Annotated in this window: 19 protein-coding genes; 13 read left to right on the plus strand and 6 right to left on the minus strand. The window is 69.6% G+C overall.

Translation table 11 applies throughout. The annotated features are described in order from the left end of the window. Nucleotides 1–29: 29 nt before the first annotated feature. Entirely contained in the window at nt 30–977 is a 948-nt protein-coding gene (gene nudC, locus ACFYQ5_RS04790) for an NAD(+) diphosphatase (RefSeq protein WP_389193164.1), read from the plus strand. 483 nt (nt 978–1,460) lie between these two features. Here the strand turns inward: nudC and ACFYQ5_RS04795 are convergent, their stop codons facing one another. Then, nucleotides 1,461–1,703 (minus strand): mycoredoxin, encoded by a 243-nt coding sequence (locus tag ACFYQ5_RS04795; RefSeq protein ID WP_389193167.1) that lies wholly within the window; start codon nt 1,701–1,703, stop codon nt 1,461–1,463. 188 nt (nt 1,704–1,891) lie between these two features. On the opposite strand from ACFYQ5_RS04795, the gene ACFYQ5_RS04800 reads away from it, so the two are divergent. From ACFYQ5_RS04800 to ACFYQ5_RS04815, 4 genes are all read left to right on the plus strand, one after another. Beyond that, the gene (locus ACFYQ5_RS04800; RefSeq protein WP_389193170.1) at nt 1,892–4,114 is read left to right on the plus strand and encodes an ATP-dependent DNA helicase UvrD2; all 2,223 of its coding nucleotides are present in this window, start codon (nt 1,892–1,894) and stop codon (nt 4,112–4,114) included. Nucleotides 4,115–4,281: 167 nt separating this feature from the next. Next, nucleotides 4,282–4,608: a hypothetical protein gene (locus ACFYQ5_RS04805; protein ID WP_389193173.1), complete on the plus strand. Its 327-nt coding sequence runs from the start codon at nt 4,282–4,284 to the stop codon at nt 4,606–4,608. Nucleotides 4,609–4,778: 170 nt separating this feature from the next. Further along, nucleotides 4,779–5,147 (plus strand): WhiB family transcriptional regulator, encoded by a 369-nt coding sequence (locus ACFYQ5_RS04810; RefSeq protein ID WP_389193176.1) that lies wholly within the window; start codon nt 4,779–4,781, stop codon nt 5,145–5,147. Further along, nucleotides 5,144–5,503: a hypothetical protein gene (locus ACFYQ5_RS04815; protein WP_389193179.1), complete on the plus strand. Its 360-nt coding sequence runs from the start codon at nt 5,144–5,146 to the stop codon at nt 5,501–5,503. The genes ACFYQ5_RS04810 and ACFYQ5_RS04815 overlap by 4 nt, the downstream gene beginning before the upstream one ends. A 238-nt stretch (nt 5,504–5,741) precedes the next feature. Here ACFYQ5_RS04815 and ACFYQ5_RS04820 read toward each other — a convergent pair whose 3' ends face one another. The 3 genes from ACFYQ5_RS04820 to ACFYQ5_RS04830 form a co-directional block, all read right to left on the minus strand. Further along, complete coding sequence (locus ACFYQ5_RS04820) at nt 5,742–5,903, minus strand: hypothetical protein (RefSeq protein WP_389193182.1); 162 nt, start codon at nt 5,901–5,903, stop codon at nt 5,742–5,744. A gap of 154 nt (nt 5,904–6,057) precedes the next feature. Continuing rightward, nucleotides 6,058–7,482 (minus strand): ABC1 kinase family protein, encoded by a 1,425-nt coding sequence (locus tag ACFYQ5_RS04825; RefSeq protein WP_389193185.1) that lies wholly within the window; start codon nt 7,480–7,482, stop codon nt 6,058–6,060. 64 nt (nt 7,483–7,546) lie between these two features. Then, a complete protein-coding gene (locus tag ACFYQ5_RS04830; RefSeq protein ID WP_389193187.1) occupies nt 7,547–8,692 on the minus strand; it encodes a ThiF family adenylyltransferase in 1,146 nt (381 codons plus the stop codon). Between the two features lie 180 nt (nt 8,693–8,872). On the opposite strand from ACFYQ5_RS04830, the gene ACFYQ5_RS04835 reads away from it, so the two are divergent. The 4 genes from ACFYQ5_RS04835 (at nt 8,873) to ACFYQ5_RS04850 (ending at nt 12,692) form a co-directional block, all read left to right on the plus strand. Continuing rightward, the gene (locus tag ACFYQ5_RS04835) at nt 8,873–9,496 is read left to right on the plus strand and encodes a M48 family metallopeptidase (protein WP_389193190.1); all 624 of its coding nucleotides are present in this window, start codon (nt 8,873–8,875) and stop codon (nt 9,494–9,496) included. 106 nt (nt 9,497–9,602) lie between these two features. Then, nucleotides 9,603–11,225 carry a TerD family protein gene (locus tag ACFYQ5_RS04840; RefSeq protein WP_389193193.1) on the plus strand — a complete coding sequence of 541 codons (1,623 nt, stop codon included), beginning with the start codon at nt 9,603–9,605 and terminating at the stop codon, nt 11,223–11,225. An 11-nt stretch (nt 11,226–11,236) separates the two neighbouring features. Further along, nucleotides 11,237–11,917: an AIM24 family protein gene (locus ACFYQ5_RS04845; protein ID WP_389193196.1), complete on the plus strand. Its 681-nt coding sequence runs from the start codon at nt 11,237–11,239 to the stop codon at nt 11,915–11,917. A gap of 19 nt (nt 11,918–11,936) precedes the next feature. Then, nucleotides 11,937–12,692, plus strand: a complete 756-nt coding sequence (locus tag ACFYQ5_RS04850) for an AIM24 family protein (RefSeq protein WP_389193199.1) — start codon at nt 11,937–11,939, stop codon at nt 12,690–12,692. A gap of 56 nt (nt 12,693–12,748) precedes the next feature. On the opposite strand, the gene ACFYQ5_RS04855 is transcribed toward ACFYQ5_RS04850, so the two are convergent. Further along, nucleotides 12,749–13,294: an NUDIX hydrolase gene (locus ACFYQ5_RS04855; protein ID WP_389193202.1), complete on the minus strand. Its 546-nt coding sequence runs from the start codon at nt 13,292–13,294 to the stop codon at nt 12,749–12,751. Further along, complete coding sequence (locus ACFYQ5_RS04860) at nt 13,291–14,739, minus strand: zinc-dependent metalloprotease (protein ID WP_389193205.1); 1,449 nt, start codon at nt 14,737–14,739, stop codon at nt 13,291–13,293. The genes ACFYQ5_RS04855 and ACFYQ5_RS04860 overlap by 4 nt, the downstream gene beginning before the upstream one ends. Before the next feature lie 191 nt (nt 14,740–14,930). Between ACFYQ5_RS04860 and ACFYQ5_RS04865 the strand changes: the two genes are divergently transcribed. From ACFYQ5_RS04865 to ACFYQ5_RS04880, 4 genes are all read left to right on the plus strand, one after another. Beyond that, entirely contained in the window at nt 14,931–16,073 is a 1,143-nt protein-coding gene (locus tag ACFYQ5_RS04865) for an SDR family oxidoreductase (RefSeq protein ID WP_359472268.1), read from the plus strand. Nucleotides 16,074–16,183: 110 nt separating this feature from the next. Further along, nucleotides 16,184–16,645, plus strand: a complete 462-nt coding sequence (locus tag ACFYQ5_RS04870) for a molybdenum cofactor biosynthesis protein MoaE (protein WP_389193208.1) — start codon at nt 16,184–16,186, stop codon at nt 16,643–16,645. 127 nt (nt 16,646–16,772) lie between these two features. Continuing rightward, nucleotides 16,773–16,943: a hypothetical protein gene (locus ACFYQ5_RS04875; protein WP_389193211.1), complete on the plus strand. Its 171-nt coding sequence runs from the start codon at nt 16,773–16,775 to the stop codon at nt 16,941–16,943. 101 nt (nt 16,944–17,044) lie between these two features. Continuing rightward, complete coding sequence (locus ACFYQ5_RS04880; protein WP_389193214.1) at nt 17,045–18,151, plus strand: PDZ domain-containing protein; 1,107 nt, start codon at nt 17,045–17,047, stop codon at nt 18,149–18,151. The last annotated feature ends 10 nt before the right edge of the window (nt 18,152–18,161 follow it).

An 18,161-nucleotide genomic window follows, 5' to 3' on the forward strand; every position in this document is an offset into this window, starting at 1 on the left:
ATCCACCCCCGGGGGAGTAGGAAGCACCTGTGAGCACCTTCGACAACGCCACCGCAGACCGTCCGATCGGTCTCACCGCGCCCAGCGGCATCGACCGCGCCGCGCACCACCGGCTCGACGAGGCCTGGCTCGCCGCGGCCTGGAGCCACCCGACGACCAGAGTCTTCGTCGTCTCCGGGGGCCAGGCACTCATCGACGACACCCCCGACGGCGGTACCGAGCTCGTCATGACGCCCGCCTTCGAGGCGCCGGTCACCGAGACCCACCGCTACTTCCTGGGCACCGACGAGGACGGCGTACGCTACTTCGCGCTCCAGAAGGACTCCCTTCCGGGCCGCATGGACCAGTCCGCACGGCCCGCCGGCCTGCGCGAGGCCGGCCTGCTCCTCGGCCCGCGCGACGCCGGTCTGATGGTGCACGCCGTGGCCCTGGAGAACTGGCAGCGGCTGCACCGCTTCTGCTCACGCTGCGGTGAGCGCACCGTCATCGCGGCGGCCGGGCACATCCGCCGCTGCCAGGCCTGCGGGGCGGAGCACTACCCGCGGACCGACCCCGCGGTGATCATGCTGGTCACGGACGACCAGGACCGTGCCCTGCTGGGACGCCAGGTCCACTGGCCCGAGGGCCGCTTCTCGACCCTCGCCGGTTTCGTCGAGCCGGGGGAGTCGATCGAGCAGTCCGTGGCCCGCGAGGTGTTCGAGGAGGCGGGAGTAACCGTCGGCGAGGTCGAGTACATCGCCAGCCAGCCCTGGCCGTTCCCGTCCAGCCTGATGCTCGGATTCATGGCGCGCGCCACGTCCTTCGAGATCAACGTGGACGGCGAGGAGATCGAGGAGGCCCGCTGGTTCTCCCGCGAGGACCTGACGGCCGCCTTCGACTCGGGCGAGGTGCTGCCACCGTTCGGCGTCTCGATCGCGGCACGCCTCATCGAGCTCTGGTACGGCAAGCCGCTCCCGAGGCCGGGCAACGCCGGCTGACGGGAGCGGCCTCCTGGTTCAACGACCTGGTCGACTCCACGCCCGACGCCGAGGTCATCAGGCAGTACCTCGTGACGGTGGCGGAGGTGACGCGCTACGACCTGGGCGCGTTCACGCTGCGGACCGAGTTGTGCGAACCGTGATGAGCAGATGAGCAGATGAGCGCCGAGAAGCTCCTCACGACGGACTTCGCCGACGGGTGAACCGTCCTCGGTGACCTGGGTGTCGCGGTGATGCCCACGGCCGGGCCGCATGCCCGGACGCCACCATGCCCGAGGGATGTGCCGGTGCTCCCGTCTTCATGGGGGACGAAGCTCGGCGGCGGATCCGGACACGGATCAGCGGCGGAGCCGGGCCCGTCCCGGGAAGCGGAACCACGCACGAGCTGGTGGCGAAGGGCCCCCGTAAGCACTGACGACACGACGGCGACGGCCCCGGAGCTCTCCGCCCAGGGCCGTCGCCGTACGTATCCGTGGTTCCGGGTCAGGCGCCGATCTTCTGCTTGACCTGAGCCAGCGAGGGGTTGGTCAGCGTCGAACCGTCGGCGAAGAGCACGGTCGGAACTGTCTGATTTCCGCCATTGGCCTTCTCGACGAAAGCTGCCGAGTCCGGGTCGTGCTCGATGTTGACCTCGGTGTACGCGATGCCTTCGCGGTCCATCTGCCCCTTGAGCCGGCGGCAGTAGCCGCACCACGTGGTGCTGTACATCGTCACAGTGCCCGGCATGTTGTCGGCGCTCCTTAGTTTTCGTCGGTCTCGCTGAATGCGGGGCCGTACGCACGCGCACGCTCCCGCATGGAAGGAACGTACGAGAGCTGACCACCATTCCCCGCGGTCTCCCCGCCGGTATGACGAACGGCACCCCCTGTGGACAACCGCCGCGGCGGTCCCTCGCGACCTGGCAGCATGGCAGGGTGACAGCAGCAACGCATTCCACCCTCTTCCCACAGGTCCCTGACTCCGCGGACGCCGTGCTCGACGGGCTCGACCCGGAGCAGCGCGAGGTCGCGCTGGCTCTCGGCGGACCTGTGTGCGTGCTGGCCGGAGCGGGGACGGGCAAGACGCGGGCGATCACCCACCGCATCGCCTACGGGGTGCGTGCCGGGATCCTCCAGCCGACGACCGTGCTCGCCGTCACGTTCACCAACCGGGCGGCCGGGGAGATGCGGGGCCGGCTCCGTCAGCTCGGTGCGACCGGTGTCCAGGCCCGGACCTTCCACTCCGCCGCCCTGCGCCAACTCCAGTACTTCTGGCCGAAAGCAGTCGGCGGTGAGCTGCCGCGTCTGGTGGAGCGCAAGGTCCAGCTGGTCGCCGAGGCCGCGGCCCGTTGCGGGATCCGGCTCGACCGCAACGAGCTGCGCGACGCCACCAGCGAGATCGAATGGGCCAAGGTCACCCAGACCGTGCCCGCCGACTATCCGGCGGCGGTCGTGAAGACCCAGCGTGACGCGCCGCGCGACCCGGCCGAGCTCTCGCAGATCTACGCGATGTACGAGCAGCTGAAGCGTGACAGGGCGGTGATCGACTTCGAGGACGTGCTGCTGCTCACCGTCGGCATCCTCCAGGACCGGCACGACATCGCCGATCATGTGCGCCGTCAGTACCAGCACTTCGTCGTCGACGAGTACCAGGACGTCAGCCCGCTCCAGCAGCGGCTCCTCGATCTCTGGCTCGGCGACCGGGACGATCTCTGCGTCGTCGGCGACGCCGGCCAGACGATCTACTCCTTCACCGGTGCCACCCCCGACCACCTGCTCAACTTCCGCACCCGTCATCCAGGTGCGACGGTGGTCAAGCTGGTGCGGGACTACCGCTCGACACCCCAGGTCGTCCACCTTGCCAACGGTCTGCTGAGCCAGGCGCGGGGCAAGGCTGCCGAACACCGGCTGGAGCTGCTCTCGCAGCGGGACAAGGGCCCCGAGCCCGTCTACACGGAGTATCCGGACGAGCCCGCGGAGGCGGAGGGCACCGCACGCAGGATCCGCGACCTGATCGCCGCCGGGGTCCCGGCCGGTGAGATCGCCGTGCTGTACCGCGTCAATTCACAGTCCGAGGTCTACGAGCAGGCACTCGCGGACGCGGGCGTCCCCTACCAGCTCCGCGGTGCCGAGCGCTTCTTCGACCGGCCCGAGGTGCGGGAGGCGGGCGTCGCCCTGCGCGGTGCAGCCCGCGCGGGAGGTAACGACCCGCTGCTCGACGGCGCCGACGACCTTCCCTCCGAGGTGCGGGCGGTGCTCTCCACGAAGGGTTGGACGTCCAAGCCGCCCGCCGGCTCAGGAGCGGTGCGGGACCGCTGGGAGTCCCTCGCCGCGCTGGTGCGACTGGCCGAGGACTTCGAACAGGCCAGGCCGGGTGCCACGCTCTCCGATCTGGTGGCCGAGCTCGACGAGCGGGCCGCCGCCCAGCACGCCCCCACGGTTCAGGGCGTCACCCTGGCATCACTGCACTCGGCGAAGGGCCTGGAGTGGGATGCCGCGTTCCTCGTCGGTCTCACCGAGGGCATGATGCCGATCGCCTACGCCAAGACGGACGAACAGGTCGAGGAGGAACGCAGGCTGCTGTACGTCGGAGTCACCCGGGCCCGCTTCCACCTTTCTCTGTCCTGGGCTCTGTCCCGGTCGCCGGGCGGCCGGGGGAACCGCCGGGCGACCCGCTTCCTGAACGGGCTGCGGCCCGGCTCGGCCGCGCTCGGCACGCGTGGCAGCACCGGAGGAGGAGGCGGCATCGACCGAGGCTCCCGGGCGGGTACGGGCAGCGCAGGCCCGGAGAGGCCGGCGCGGCCCGGCCGGAGGGGCCCGGTGCGGTGCCGGGTCTGCGGCAAGACACTCACCGAAGCCGGTGAGATGAAACTGATGCGCTGCGAGGACTGTCCTTCGGACATGGACGAAGGGTTGTACGAGCGGCTGCGCGAGTGGCGCGCGGACCGGGCGAAGGAGATCAGCCAGCCCGCCTACTGCGTCTTCACGGACAAGACCCTGATGGCGATCGCCGAGGCGGCGCCGGGCAGCGAGGGCGAGCTCGTCGTCATCGCCGGTGTCGGCAACCGGAAGCTGACCAGGTTCGGGACCGACGTGTTGGCCATCTGCGCAGGTCGGGCAGTGGGTCAGGAGCCGGAGGAGGGCGACGGCGACGTGTGAGGAAAACTCGTCGAAAAAATAGTTTGCGCCCGCAGCAGCAAGCACCATAGGTTCTTAACCACGGGAACAGCGACTTCTCTGAAGCCCTGACTCCGTGCTGTACTTATCCGAATACCGCAGGATCGGCCCCGGCCGGTCCCTTGAGACGCCGAGAGGAGGCGATTGTCGTGATCAGCATCATCAACACCATCAAAATGACCGATCCGTCGGTCGTCTCCACCTGCTCGCTCGGCCTCACGCGCTCTTCGGAGCTCTCGCTTCGTGGCACCGGTGCGTCCGGTATCTCCGGGGTCAGCCCTCTGTCCCTGGCGAGCCTGCCCGTCCGGGAGCGCAATGAGCGACCGACCGGGGCATCGGAAGCAGCAGTAGCGAAGGGACAGGCCTCGGCCTATGCCTTTGCGGCAGCCGGTGCCGGAGCCAAGAAGCAGACGACGCAGCAGCACCACACGATGTGGGCCTTCCGTGGGCCTGAACCCTGGAGTGATCCAGCCTGATCGGAATCAGGCCGGCGCCTTCAGGGCCGCGGAACCCCACTCGGGATCCGCGGCCCTTTTGTTTTGTCCGAACGGATGAGACGAGACGAAGGAGCCTCGGGACAGCAGGACCTGGTACCAGCCGCCAACCGGCCAACAGGCCGGCACGACCAGACGAGGACAACGCCACCGTGCAACTCGAGACGCACGCCCCGTCCGTACCGCCTTCCGACACGATCTCCCCGCCCGGCCTCACGGAGGACTCCACCTTGCTCCCCCTCACCACGCTCACCGCGCTCGACGACGCCATCGAGAACCTCGGCGTGCCCGTCCCCTGCCGTTCCTACGACCCGGAGGTCTTCTTCGCCGAGTCGCCGGCCGATGTCGAGTACGCCAAGTCCCTCTGCCGGGCCTGCCCGCTGATCGAGGCCTGCCTCGCCGGAGCCAAGGAGCGTCGCGAGCCGTGGGGCGTCTGGGGCGGCGAGCTCTTCGTCCAGGGCGTCGTCGTCGCCCGCAAGCGGCCGCGTGGCCGTCCGCGCAAGAACCCGGTCGCGGCGTGACCGCCGGCCTGGGGGTCATGTCCCCCACACGAACGAAGCGCATCGGAACCATCGACCGTCCCCAGACCCATGACCCCCGGAATCAGGCACCAATGACCACCACCACGAGGGAGCCCGTCGGCTCTGCGACCCCGGACGTCACCATCATCGGCGCGAACGACTCGCGTCAGAACAGGACCCGCGAGATGCAACTCATCCCAGAAGCCTTGGCTCGTGCGCATATGCACGACCGAATGAGGGAGGCCGAGGAGGGGCGCCATGCAGTGCGCCTGGTGGCCGCCCGGCGGATGCAGCGCCGTGCGGAGCGTGCCTCGATGCGTGCCCGCCGTGCGCTGGCCATGGCCGTCATGCACTGACAGTCCCACCAGCAGTACGGCGCACCACGGCTGCCGGGCCACCGCTCGGCCTCGCAGGCAGCCGCCCTCCCCTTCCGACAGGGCCGGCCCGGACGGGCCGGCCTTGTCGGCGTACGGGTGAAGGTGCACGTACGCCGGCCCGCCGGCCACCGGTACGGAGGTCCATCTCGCCCAGGAGCCGAACGATGGCCTTGAGGTTCTGCGGGGCTTCCTGTCCGGGGGTTCCCCGGTCCGCCATTCATCCGGTCGGATGGAGGCTGAACTCGTCCTCCCCGACGACGGTGGCAGCCCGCACCACCCGGTGCTCGCCGGTCCATGACCGTTGATCGGACGTGGCAGCAGTGAGGAACGCCGGCGAGGGAATGATCCTGCGCTTCCGGTGATCGCTGTCGAGGCTCATGCGGCAAGGTCGCACCGAACTACCTCCTGCCTACCGGTACCCACCCGCCGGTGCCCCTGCGGGGACAGCGCCTGCTCCTCTGTCCGGGCGGTCGAGAGCCGGCGCGACTCCGGCTGGTGAGGACCGGAGGGTGGCGGGGGGCCTGGGCAGGCCCCTATACCTCGACCGCTTCACCCTCCTCGGCGCTGCCGTCGGCACTCTCCTCGTCCGGCTCGTACTCCAGGAGGAAGCCCGGCAGCCAGGACTCCAGTTCGTCCCGCAGACGGACGGTCGCGCCCAACTGGCACAGCACCCCGATCGTGCTCAGCGTCACGCGGTGTATCAGCAGGTAGGACGGGGGCAGATTCAGCTGCTTGCCCAACTGATGCGCAGGGGAGCGCGGATCGGCGATCCTTGCGGCCTGACTGCGCAGCCAGGAGCGGGTGAAGGTGAACTCGTCCACCTGGGCCGGCTCGATGATGGGAAGCAGATAGCCGAGTACGGCGTCCGGTTCGAGATCGATCGACTCCTTGACGAAGCCGGCCTCGCGCAGCATGGAGTAGACGGCGTCGGCGTCCCTGTCCAGCGTCATCCGCAGGGCGTCTCCGATGGTCTGTGGCAGACCGCCCGGAAGGCGGTCCACCGTGCCGAAGTCCAGAACTCCCAGGCGCCACAGGCCGGGATCGCCGTCGGGCCCGTCCACCTCCCCATCCGTCGCTTCTGCCGGGGAAAGCAGCCGGAAGTTGCCCGGATGGGGATCCGCGTGCAGCAGACCGGTGCGCGCGGGCCCCGAGAACAGGAAACGTGCCAGCAACTGGCCGGCCCGGTCCCGCTGTTCCGTCGTACCGTCGGCGATCACCTCCGACAGCGGAATTCCCTCGATCCACTCCGTCACCAGCACCTGCTCGGACTGATGCACCACCGCCGGGATCACGACATCCGGATCGTCCTCGAACTCCGCCGCGTGCTCCTGCTGGGCCCGGGCCTCGAGCTCGTAGTCCAGCTCCTCGGACACCCGGTCGCGCAGTTCCGTGATGAGCGGCTTGATGTCCATCCCGGGGACCAGCGGACCGAGCAGCCGTGCGAAGCGGCTGAGTTGGGTGAGATCCGAAAGCAACGCCTCACCGGCGCCCGGGTACTGCACCTTCACGGCGACGTCGCGCCCGTCATGCCATACGGCGCGGTGGACCTGCCCGATCGAGGCCGCGGCAGCGGGCCGGTCGTCGAACTCGGTGAACAGATCACGCCAGTCCTCGCCCAACCGCTCCGCCAGCACCCCGTGGACGGTGCGGGCAGGCATGGGAGGTGCGGCCTCCTGCAGCTTGGTCAGCGCCGCCCGGTAGGGGCCCGCGACATCTTCGGGCAGTGCGGATTCGAAGACGGACAGGGCCTGCCCGAGTTTCATCGCACCGCCCTTCAACTCGCCCAGGACTTTGAAGAGCTGATCGGCCGTGCGCTGCTGGACCTCACGGGCCACTATCTCGGCGGACTTCCCGCCGATCCGCTTGCCCAGACCCCATGTGGCACGCCCGGCGAAGCCGAGCGGCAGTGCTGCCAGCTTCGCGGTACGGGTAACCGCCTTCCGGGGAAGATCAGACATGTGCCCCTCCAGTTCCCAGACTGCCGTGTCGCGTGCGTATCCGGCTGCGCTCCGTCGGCGGCGGTCACCCGGCCATTGTGTCCTGTGTGGTGCCGGCCGCCGAGGTGAGCTCCACCTCAGTGTGCCCGGCGGCCCCACAGACGCAGTCGAGGTGTGGGCCCAGCCGTTCCGACCGCCAGTCCAGCATCGGCATGGCGGCCTCCCATCGTGCCCCCGTGCTGGCGGGGAGCTCTCCGTCGAGAAAGGACAGGGCGTGGGCCGAGGCGAGACCGGCCACCGCCGTCGCCAGGCCGAGATCGCAGGCCTGGACGCATGTGCGCCGTCCGGACCTCCACTGCGCGAGCATCCGCGGCCACTGAGGGTCGGCCTCCGCGCGATGCAGCGCCAGACAGCCCGCGCAGCCGGTGCCTCCGGGCAGCACCAGCGGCCCGACCACTCCGGTGGCTTCGATCAGCCCCGCGTAGAGATGCGGGGTACCCGAGGCGATCCATGGTGCGGCGGTATCCGGATCGGGGGCGTAGACGGAGAGGCCGTCCCTGGGGGCCACCACGATCAGGGACAGCGCCGGTTCGCCGCACGCCGGAGCCGCGCCGGCCCCGCCCGACCGTGGAGGTCCACCGACGGCGGACCTGCGCACCAACTGCCGGGCCGCCGTGTCCCGGCGCTCTCCGACCGACGAGGCCGGGAGTCCGCCCGGCGCGACGTCCCAGGGTTCGGCGCGGCCTCCGTCGAGCACCTCGACGTGGCCCACCCCCGATGCGGACAGCACCGCGGCGATCGCTGCGCCCACCCTGCCCGCGCCGCGCACCTGCACCCGCATCGCGCGCCGGGCCGCGAGTCTGCGCAGCCCGCTGCCGGGCGCCGGATGGACCACGGAGAGGGCTGCCGCGTCGGGGCGCTGTCGCTCGAGGGTCTCGGCCCGACGGCGTAAGGCGTCCGCCTCCGGGCCGCCCGCATCCGGATCGTCCAGCAGACCGGCCTCGGAGAGGCGCGACAGGAGAATGTCCACATGACGGTCAGACAGGTCCAGGGCCCTGGCTTCTTCGCGGAGCAGTGGAAGTCCCCGTGTCCCGTCGAGCAGTTCCAGAAAGCTGCCGGTGGCGATATCCATCGGCCCCAGCGTTACCGCGTGTGCGGGTGTCACACCGAATTGCACGGTGTTCCGTCCACGCCAGGCCCGGCGGAGTGCGGGCTTCAGCATCGGATGCATGACTTCTCCCAGGTCGGTGTCGAGGTCTGTTGCCAGAATGCAACGTGGCGACGAAACGGGCCGAAAGTTATCCACAGGCGGGGGCGTTAGTCGTTTAAATAGTGCAAGCAGAGAGGTGGATCAATGCCGAACCGTCGCGGAGGCGGGACTTCCCGCACCGGCAACGGGTAACGTCGTGGCGTGCCCGCCGACTCCTCTCCCGGTCTCGCCGGGGAGCCCTCTGCGCGCAGCGCCCGACGCCGGCAGCGCAGCGCAGCCACCCAGCAACCCCGCGCATCGGTGACGAGCGCGGTCGAGGTCCGCAGGAGTACCCGGCGCAGCAGAACGGTCTCCGCGTACCGGGAGGGCGATCGCACCATCGTGCTCATCCCGGCCCGGATGTCGGAGGCCGAGGAGCAGCGCTGGATCGGTGTGATGCTCGACAAGCTCGCCGCACAGGAGAGCAAGCGCGTCATCGGTGACAGCGAGCTCGCCGATCGAGGCGAGCGGCTCTCCGGTCAGTACCTCGAGGGCCGGGCGCGGCCCGCCTCCGTGCGATGGGTGACCAATCAGAACACCCGCTGGGGCTCCTGCACCCCGGCCGAGGGCAGCATCCGTCTTTCACACCGGCTGCAGGGCATGCCGGAGTACGTCGTCGACTACGTCCTCCTCCACGAGCTGGCTCATCTGCTGGTCCCGGGGCACGGGCCGCGTTTCTGGCGGCTCCTGGAGGCGTACCCCCGTACCGAGCGCGCGCGTGGCTATCTCGAAGGAGTCGTGGCCGCCGACCGGCTTCCACAGTTGCCCGCCGCCCGCGAAGAGTGAGGTTGCCGATTCTGTACCGGGTCTGTACCGACTTGGCTGGTTGTCGAGGTTTGCGGTTAGCCTGACGCGACGCATTCACCTTCGGGATGGGGGACGGTCGTTACGCATGGCCAGGGAATTTCAACGCGGCCACAAGGCCAAGATCAGTGATCTCACGGCAGGGACGGATCTGTACGTAGGTGTGCAGATCGCAGGCCCGGGCCTGACGTTCGACATCAGCTGCTTCGGTCTCGATGCCAACGAGCAGCTCTCCGACGACCGGTATTTCATCTTCTTCAATCAGCCGAAATCGCCCGAGGAGTCCATTCAGCTCCTCGGCGCCCAGGCCGGTGACACCGAGTCGTTCCGCGTCACCCTCGACCGCATTCCGGCCAAGATCCACAAGCTGTCCTTCACCGCGACTCTCGACGGTGCCGGTCAGATGTCGCAGGTCGGCCCCGGATACATCCGGATCGTCGCGGGCGGCGAGGAAGTGGTGAAGTACGCCTTCACAGGTTCGGAGTTCACCACCGAGCGCGCGGTCATGCTCGGCGACTTCTACCTGAAGGACGTCTGGCGGTTCGCCGCGGTCGGTCAGGGCTTCGACGGCGGACTCGACGCGCTCCTCAAGAATTTCGGTGGGGAGGTCGCCGAGGAAGCTCCCGAGGCAGCGCCCCAGGGAGCCGCCCCCTCGTTCGCACCGCCCGCCCAGTCCTCCGCACCTCCTGCCTTCGGTGCTCCGGCCGCCCCGCAGGCTCCGCAGCCCGCGCCGGCATTCGGCGCTCCGGCAGCGCCGGCTCCCGCGCCGCCGCAGCAGCCGATGCACGCCGCGCCGACCATCGCGGCACCTGTGGCACCGGCGCCCCAGGCACCCGCTCCGTACGGACAGCCGCCTCAGCAGCCGCAGTTCGGACAGGTCCCGGGCCAGGGTGCCGCGCCCGCTGCCCCGCCCGCTGCCCCGTCGTACGGTCAGCAGCCCCCGGCGGCCCCGCCGTTCGGCCAGCAGCCCCCGGCACCGTTCGGCCAGCAGCCCCCGGGGACGCAGCCAGGTATGCCGCAGGGCGTGCCCCAGGGTGTTCCGGCCGCCGGCGCAGGCCTGCAGGCAGCCCTGCAGCCGTACAAGGAGGCGCCCACCGGGCAGCGCTGGACCTCGCAGAACCAGCAGCTCATGCGCGTCGACCTGACGATGGGCGGTAACCCGGTGCTCGCCCGCCAGGGCAGCATGGTGATGTACCAGGGCAAGGTCGACTTCGGCTACAAGGGCGCCGGTTTCGCGGGCCGCATGGTCGGCAACGCGACGGGCCAGGAGATGCAGCTGATGCGCTGCACCGGCCGTGGCCAGGTCTTCTTCGCCGAGGAAGGTGCGCATCTGCATCCCATCGAGCTGCAGGGTGACGGCATCTGCGTCTCCGCGGAGAGCGTTCTCGCGTTCGACGAGTCCCTGCAGTACGAGGTCCGCAGGATCGAGGGGCACGGAATTCCCGGCGGCGCCCTGTTCACCATGCAGTTCCAGGGCGCCGGCACCGTCGTGATCAAGACCCACGGCGTCCCGGTCGTCCTGCCGGTCACCCCGACCACCTTCGCGGACTGCAACGCCGTGGTGGCCTGGTCGTCCGCCTCCCAGGTGATCCTGTCCAGCCAGGTCCGGCTGCGCCGCAACGCGTACCCGGGACACAGCGGGGAGACCGTGAACCTCCAGTTCCGGGGAGCTCCCGGCAACTTCATCGTCGTCCAGCCCTACGAGGTCTGAGGGAGCCCGTCATGAAACAGCAACTCGCGGGCTTCGCCCCGACCCCCGTCACGGCCCGCATGGAGAATCACGGCCGCACGATGCTCAAGGTCGCCATGGCCACCGGCCAGGACCTCTACGCGCGCACCGGCTCGATGGTGGCCTACGAGGGCTTCATCCAGTACGAGCCCAACCCGCCCGCCGTCCGCCAGATCGCCTCGCAGTGGATCTCCGGCGAGGGCGCACCTCTGATGAAGTGCGCCGGCGACGGTCTGCTCTACCTCGCCGACTACGGCGCCGACGTGGTCGTCATCAATCTCGACAACGACTCGCTCTCGGTCAACGGCACCAACCTCCTGGCCTTCGACGGCCACCTCACCTGGGGTGTGGAACGGGTCAAGGGGCTGGCAAAGTTCACCGGCCAGGGCCTGTGGAACGTCGGGATCCAGGGCACGGGATGGGTCGCCATCACCTCGCGCGGCACACCGATCGTCGTCGACTGCGGCAGGGGCGAGGACGAGACGTATGTCGACCCCGACGCCCTGGTCGCGTGGTCCCCGAACCTCAAGGTGAAGGGCAAGCGCAGCTTCAAGGCGAGCTCGCTCATCGGGCGGGGCAGCGGTGAGGCGTACCAGATGGCCTTCTCGGGCCAGGGCATCGTCGTCGTCCAGCCGAGCGAGGACAGTACGGACCGCCTGCGGATCCGGCACTGAGCGGGGGGAGAAACACATCATGCAGAGTCCGCTTTTCAGCCACACCGAACAGCAGTCGCAGGACCGGTACACCGTCCAGAATCCGCAGCTCCTGCGGGTCTCGCTGACCGGCCACGACGACGTCCTCGCCCGCAAGGGCGCCATGGTCGCCTACCAGGGGCTCATGGAGTTCGACGGCGAGTACCAGTCGCAGGGCCAGCGCCGCGCCCGCGGGAACACCGGCGAGGGTCTCGACCTCATGCGCTGCTCGGGCCAGGGCACGGTCTATCTGGCCAACCTCGCCCAGTACATCCACCTGGTCGACGTCGACCACGAGGGCATGACGGTCGACAGCGCCTACGTCCTCGCGCTGGACTCCTCGCTGCACACCGAGGTCATCGCGGTGGACAGCCAGTACGGGATCTCCGGCACCGGCAAGTACCAGCTCAACATCTCGGGGAACGGCAAGGTCGCGCTGATGACCTCCGGCCAGCCACTGATGATGCAGGTCACCCCCGACAAGTACGTCAATGCCGACGCCGACGCGATCGTCGCCTGGTCGAGCGGGCTGAGGGTGCAGATGCAGGCCCAGACCCACTCCTCGGGCGTCATCCGACGCCGTGGCAACACGGGGGAGGGCTGGGAGCTGAGCTTCCTGGGACAGGGCTTCGCCCTCGTCCAGCCGAGTGAGGTGCTTCCGCCGCAGAACGCGCAGATCGGCCAGGGGGCCGCGGCCCAGCTCGGCGTGGGTCAGCAGGGTTCCCGTGGCCAGAACCAGAACAACGCCTGGAACTGAGCCGTATGTACAGCGGTGAGGGGCGGTCTCCGCGGGAGACCGCCCCTCAGCAGGTTCTAGCCGTTCTGCTCCAGCCGTGCGCGGGTGCTCTCCAGCAGCCGTGTGACCGAGGTGTCCGCCACCCTCGTCACCTCGTCGTAGGGGAACCAGCGCAGGTCCAGGGACTCGTCGCTGATCTGCTCCACCGCCCCGGCCGACGCCGTCGCGGCGTACTGCACGTCGAGGTGCCAGTGGCAGGGCGCCGGGATGGGGTGCCGGTCCAGCCGCACGGGCCCGCCGGGCAGCAGGGCGAGCCCGGAGATCCCCGATTCCTCCGTGGCCTCGCGGAGGGCCGCCGCCGCCAGGGTCGTGTCCTGGGGTTCGCAGTGCCCGCCCATCTGCAGCCACATGCGCAGCTTCCTGTGCAATGTCAGCAGGACCCTGCCGCGCTCCGGGTCGATCACCAGCGCGCTGGCCGTCAGGTGCCCGGCTCCGCACGCCTTCCACATACCGTCGGGGTGCCCGGCCAGATGGCCCAGGTACGTCTGGCGCAACTCCGACTGCTGTGGGTCACCCGCGTCGTAGTTCTTGAGTACCGAAACCGCGTCGTCGTGCAGGCTCACTTGCCGGAGTCGTCCTTGCCGTCGTTCTTCGGTTCGTCCCCGGGCTCGTCCTCGCCCTGGCCGTCGGCGACGGGCTTCTGCGGGCCCTTCGCCGCTTCGCCGAGCATCTTGTCCAGCTCGGAGAAGTCCAGCTGCTCGTGGTGGACGAAGCCGTCCGGGTCGTCCAGATCCCGGGCCGTCGGCAGCATGTCCGGGTGCTCCCACAGGCCGTCACGGCCGTCGACGCCCCGGGCGTCCGTGAGCGAGGCCCACAGCCGTGACGCGTCCCGCAGCCGGCGCGGCCGCAGCTGGAGCCCGATGAGCGTGGCGAATGTCTGCTCGGCGGGACCGCCGGAAGCCCGGCGCCTGCGCATCGTCTCGCGCAGCGCGTCCGCAGAGGTCAGCCGGGACTTCGCGGCTTCGTGCACCACCGCGTCCACCCAGCCTTCGACGAGGGCGAGGGCGGTCTCCAGACGGGCCAACGACGCCTTCTGCTCCGGGGTGTCCTCCGGCTGGAACATGCCCTGCTGAAGAGCGTCCTGCAGTTGCTCGGGCTGCGACGGGTCGAACTGACCGACGACGTCCTCGAGCTTGCTGGTGTCGACCTTGATGCCACGCGCATAGGCCTCGACGGCGCCGAACAGATGCGAGCGCAACCACGGAACGTGGGCGAAGAGCCGCTGGTGGGCCGCCTCACGCAGCGCCAGGTACAACCGCACCTCGTCCTGCGGCACGCTCAGGTCCTTGCCGAACCGCTCGACGTTCAGCGGGAGCAGCGCCGCCTTACCGGCCGGCGCCAGCGGAAGGCCGATGTCGGTCGAGCCGACGACCTCGCCGGCGAGCACGCCCACGGCCTGCCCGATCTGCTGGCCGAACATGGCACCGCCCATGGACCGCATCATGCCGATCAGCGGGCCGGCCATGGCCTGCATCTCCTCCGGCAGTACGTCGCCCATGGCCAGGCCGACACGCTCGGCCACCGGGTCGACCAGCTGTTGCCAGGCGGGCAGCGAGGCCTCGACCCACTCGGCGCGGCTCCATGCCACCGTCGAGACGGAACCCGAGGGGAGCGATGTCACGCCGTCCAGCCAGAGGTCAGCGAGACGCAGCGCCTCGTCGACGGAAGCCCGCTCCGTGGGGCCGACGCTCGCGTCCTTGCTGCCGTCCGTGGTGCCCTGCGACACCGTCTGGCGGGCGATCTGCTTGGCCATGTCCCAGTTGACCGGACCGCCCTCGTAGCTCAGCATCTGGCCGAGCTGCTGGAAGGCGGCGCCCAGGTCGTTCGGGTTCATCGAGCCGAACATCGCGGCGAACGGGTTGTCCCCGCCCGCGCCGGGCCCGAAGCCGAACGGGTTCGCCGGCCCGCCCGAGCCCTGCCCACCACCGGTGGGGTCCTTCTTCTTGCCTTCGTCGCCGTCTTCCGGCTCCTCCGGCGGAAAGCCGAATCCGAATGGGGTGTCACTCACGGGTTTCCTCGGCTCGTAGGGCCGCCGGCTCGAACCGACGGCGACTGCCCGACATCACCATCCAGCGTAGACACCAAAGACCGCTCGGGCCCTCGGTGCTCCGCCGGCTCCCGGCCTGCGGCAGGATGGACGCCACCTGGTACGTACGCGTCATTCGGGTACGTACTGAAGACAACCGCTGGAGACGCCCGGTGAGTTCCCCAGATCCGCAGGTTCGCGCAGCGCGAAACCTGGCCGACCCCTCGCCCGAAAGCAAGCCCACGAAAAATTCTTCCCGAAGCCGCGGCCCCGTCGTCGCGGTCACCGGTGCCGCGACCGGCGTCGGTGAGCTGCTCACCGCCCACCTCGCCGCATCCGACGAGATCAAGCAGGTCATCGCCATCGACGAGCGCCGGGGCGACGTCTCCGAGGCCACGTGGCACATCCTGGACGTACGCGACCCCGCCATCGCCGAGAAGCTCCGCGGCGCGGACGTCGTCGTGCACATGGCCCTCGACCTCGACCTGGAGACCGATCCCGCCGCCCGTACCGCGTACAACGTGCGCGGTACCCAGACCGTGCTGACCGCGGCGGCGGCCGTGGGCGTCCACCGGGTCGTGCTGTGCACCTCGGCGATGGTCTACGGGGCTCTGCCCGACAACGACATCCCGCTCTCCGAGGACGCGGAACTGCGGGCCACCGCGGAGGCCACCGGTGTCGGCGACCTGCTGGAGATCGAAAGGCTCGGCCGCCGCGCACCCCGCGCCCACCCCGGCCTCAACGTCACGGTGGTGCGTCCGACGGTCCTGGTCGGCGGTACGGACACGGCGCTCACCCGGTACTTCGAGTCCCCCAGGCTCCTCGTCGTCGCGGGCTCACGCCCGGCCTGGCAGTTCTGCCACGTCGACGACCTGGTGAGCGCCCTGGAGTACGCGGCTCTCGAAAAGATCGAGGGGGAGTTCGCGGTCGGCTGCGACGGCTGGCTCGAGCAGGAAGAGGTGGAGGAGCTCTCCGGAGTGCGCCGTATGGAGCTGCCGTCCGCCGTCGCCCTCGGCGCTGCTGCCCGGCTGCACCGGATCGGTCTCACACCGTCACCGGCGGGCGATCTCGCCTACACCATGCACCCCTGGGTGGTCAGTGTGAGCCGGCTGCACGACGCGGGCTGGCGCCCCCGGTGGACCAACGAGGAGGTCCTGGCAGCGCTCCTGGAAGAGGTCGAGGGGCGGCACACGGTCGCCGGCCGGCGGCTCGGCCGCAAGGACGCCACCGCGGCGGGTGCCGCGGGGGCGACTGTCGCGCTGCTCGGCACGGCGGCGCTGGTGCGACGGGCCCGCAAGGCGCGCCGTCGTTTCTAGGCGGACGGCGGTCCGGCCTCCCCGCCTGGTAGGAGGCTCCAAGCCGGACGGCCCGCCACCGGTCGAACACGCTGTTCCAGGATGTCGGTGCCGTGCGGCACCATGGCTCTATGGCACGCACCCACACCCACCCCGGCGAGCAGGCGGCCCAGGATCCCATCCGGCTCCTGGACATCCGTGACACCCCTCTTTCCGTCGACGAGATCTTCCGCGCGGTCGGGGACGACGCGGCGGGAGGCATGGCGCTCTTCGTCGGCACGGTGCGCAATCACGACGACGGGCAGGACGTCGGCGCCCTCGGATACTCCTGTCATCCGACGGCCGTCGACGAGCTCCGCAGAGTGGCCGAGAAGGTGGTGGCGGAGTTCCCGGTGCGGGCGCTGGCCGCCGTCCACCGAGTGGGTGAACTGGGTGTAGGCGATCTGGCAGTGGTCGTCGCCGTCTCCTGCGCCCATCGGGGTGAGGCCTTCGACGCCTGCCGCAAGCTGATCGACGACCTCAAGCACGAGGTCCCGATCTGGAAGCACCAGCGTTTCTCCGACGGCACGGAGGAGTGGGTCGGCGCCTGCTGAGCGCAAACCGCCCCCCGGGGCATCAGCCCCGATTTGCGTAACCGCACCCCTGCCACGAGCGTTGCTCCTGCAGGTGGTTAATCTTCTGATCGTCAGTTGCGGTCGCTCATGGGGTAGGGAGGTCGTGATGGCAGCACTCGCTTGGCTGTTGATTCCGCTTATAGCTGCTCTCGGCGCAGCGATATGGGGAGGGTGGGCAGCCCGCAATCGAACGACCGGTGATGTCACCGAACTCGCCGGCTACGCCAGGTTCCGTGATGCGATGGAGAAATCGCACTCCGGTTCCGAGGCCGTCTGAGACTCCGCAGCTGTACGCAGTCGCGAATTCCGCACCGCACGGCTTCCCGCACGAACCGGCCCCGACGGTGCACCGACAGGCCGTTCCCGTACTGTCGTTCCATGCCACGCCGCACCGCGACGATGCTCGCCTCCACCCTCATCCTCATCGCGCTGCTCTGCGCAGGCGTGCTGATTCGCGTTCCGTATTCGGAGATGTCTCCCGGACCGACGGTGAACACGCTCGGCGATGCCCGTGGCGAGCCGGTTCTGCACATCAGCGGTCACAAGACCTATCCGACCTCCGGCAACCTCAATATGACGACGGTTCGTGTCACCGGCGCGGACTACGACATGAACATCGCCGAGGCCGTCTACGGCTGGCTGGCCCATGACAGCGTGGTCGTGCCGCACGACACCCTCTACCCGGACGGCAAGACCGAAGAGGAATCGACACAGGAGAACGCCGAGGAGTTCAGCCAGTCCCAGGAGAGCGCCAAGGTCGCCGCCCTGGAGGAGCTGAAGATCCCCGTCACCGCCCGTGTGGTGGTCTCCACGGTCGTCAAGGACAGCGCCGCCGAGGGTGTGCTGCACGCGGGCGATGTGATCAAGGCCGTCGACGGCGCGGAGGTCGAGAAGCCGGAGGACGTCGCGAAGTTCGTCACGAAGCACGAGCCCGGCGAGGACGTCGTCTTCACGGTCATCCCCGCCAAGACCGCGGCTGCCGCCGAGAAGGCGGGGAAGGAGCCCAAGGGCTCCCAGGACGTCACCCTCACCACGCGGAAGGCGCCCGAGGACCCGTCGAACCCCTCGGAGGGCCGGGCGATCGTCGGGATCCAGGCAGGGACGGACCACACGTTCCCGTTCGAGATCGACATCAAGCTGGCCGACGTCGGCGGCCCGAGCGCCGGGCTGATGTTCTCGCTGGGCATCATCGACAAGCTCACGCCCGGAAAGCTGACGGGCGGCGAGTTCATCGCCGGCACCGGCACCATCGACGACCACGGCAAGGTCGGCCCCATCGGCGGGATCAACATGAAGCTGGTCGGCGCACGCGACGAGGGCGCCGAGTACTTCCTGACCCCGGACGACAACTGCGCCGCTGCGGCCTCCGACACCCCGAGCGGCCTCACCCTGGTGAGGGTGAAGACCCTCGACGACGCCAAGAAGTCCCTGGAGAAGATCCGGGCGGGGGACACGGCCGGCCTGCCGAGCTGCTCGGCGAGCTGAGGCCGGCCCC

The sequence above is a fragment of the Streptomyces sp. NPDC005794 genome, assembly GCF_042871445.1.
In the GTDB taxonomy this organism is placed as follows: domain Bacteria; phylum Actinomycetota; class Actinomycetes; order Streptomycetales; family Streptomycetaceae; genus Streptomyces.

Coding starts and splice junctions, on each gene's coding strand:
- ACFYQ5_RS04830 (WP_389193187.1), bottom strand. CDS start 8,692: ATGCATCCGATGCTGAAGCCCGCACTCCGCCGGGCCTGGCGTGGACGG.
- ACFYQ5_RS04795 (WP_389193167.1), bottom strand. CDS start 1,703: ATGCCGGGCACTGTGACGATGTACAGCACCACGTGGTGCGGCTACTGC.
- ACFYQ5_RS04825 (WP_389193185.1), bottom strand. CDS start 7,482: ATGTCTGATCTTCCCCGGAAGGCGGTTACCCGTACCGCGAAGCTGGCA.
- ACFYQ5_RS04850 (WP_389193199.1), top strand. CDS start 11,937: ATGCAGAGTCCGCTTTTCAGCCACACCGAACAGCAGTCGCAGGACCGG.
- ACFYQ5_RS04840 (WP_389193193.1), top strand. CDS start 9,603: ATGGCCAGGGAATTTCAACGCGGCCACAAGGCCAAGATCAGTGATCTC.
- ACFYQ5_RS04845 (WP_389193196.1), top strand. CDS start 11,237: ATGAAACAGCAACTCGCGGGCTTCGCCCCGACCCCCGTCACGGCCCGC.
- ACFYQ5_RS04870 (WP_389193208.1), top strand. CDS start 16,184: ATGGCACGCACCCACACCCACCCCGGCGAGCAGGCGGCCCAGGATCCC.
- ACFYQ5_RS04820 (WP_389193182.1), bottom strand. CDS start 5,903: ATGAGCCTCGACAGCGATCACCGGAAGCGCAGGATCATTCCCTCGCCG.
- ACFYQ5_RS04875 (WP_389193211.1), top strand. CDS start 16,773: ATGGCAGCACTCGCTTGGCTGTTGATTCCGCTTATAGCTGCTCTCGGC.
- ACFYQ5_RS04880 (WP_389193214.1), top strand. CDS start 17,045: ATGCCACGCCGCACCGCGACGATGCTCGCCTCCACCCTCATCCTCATC.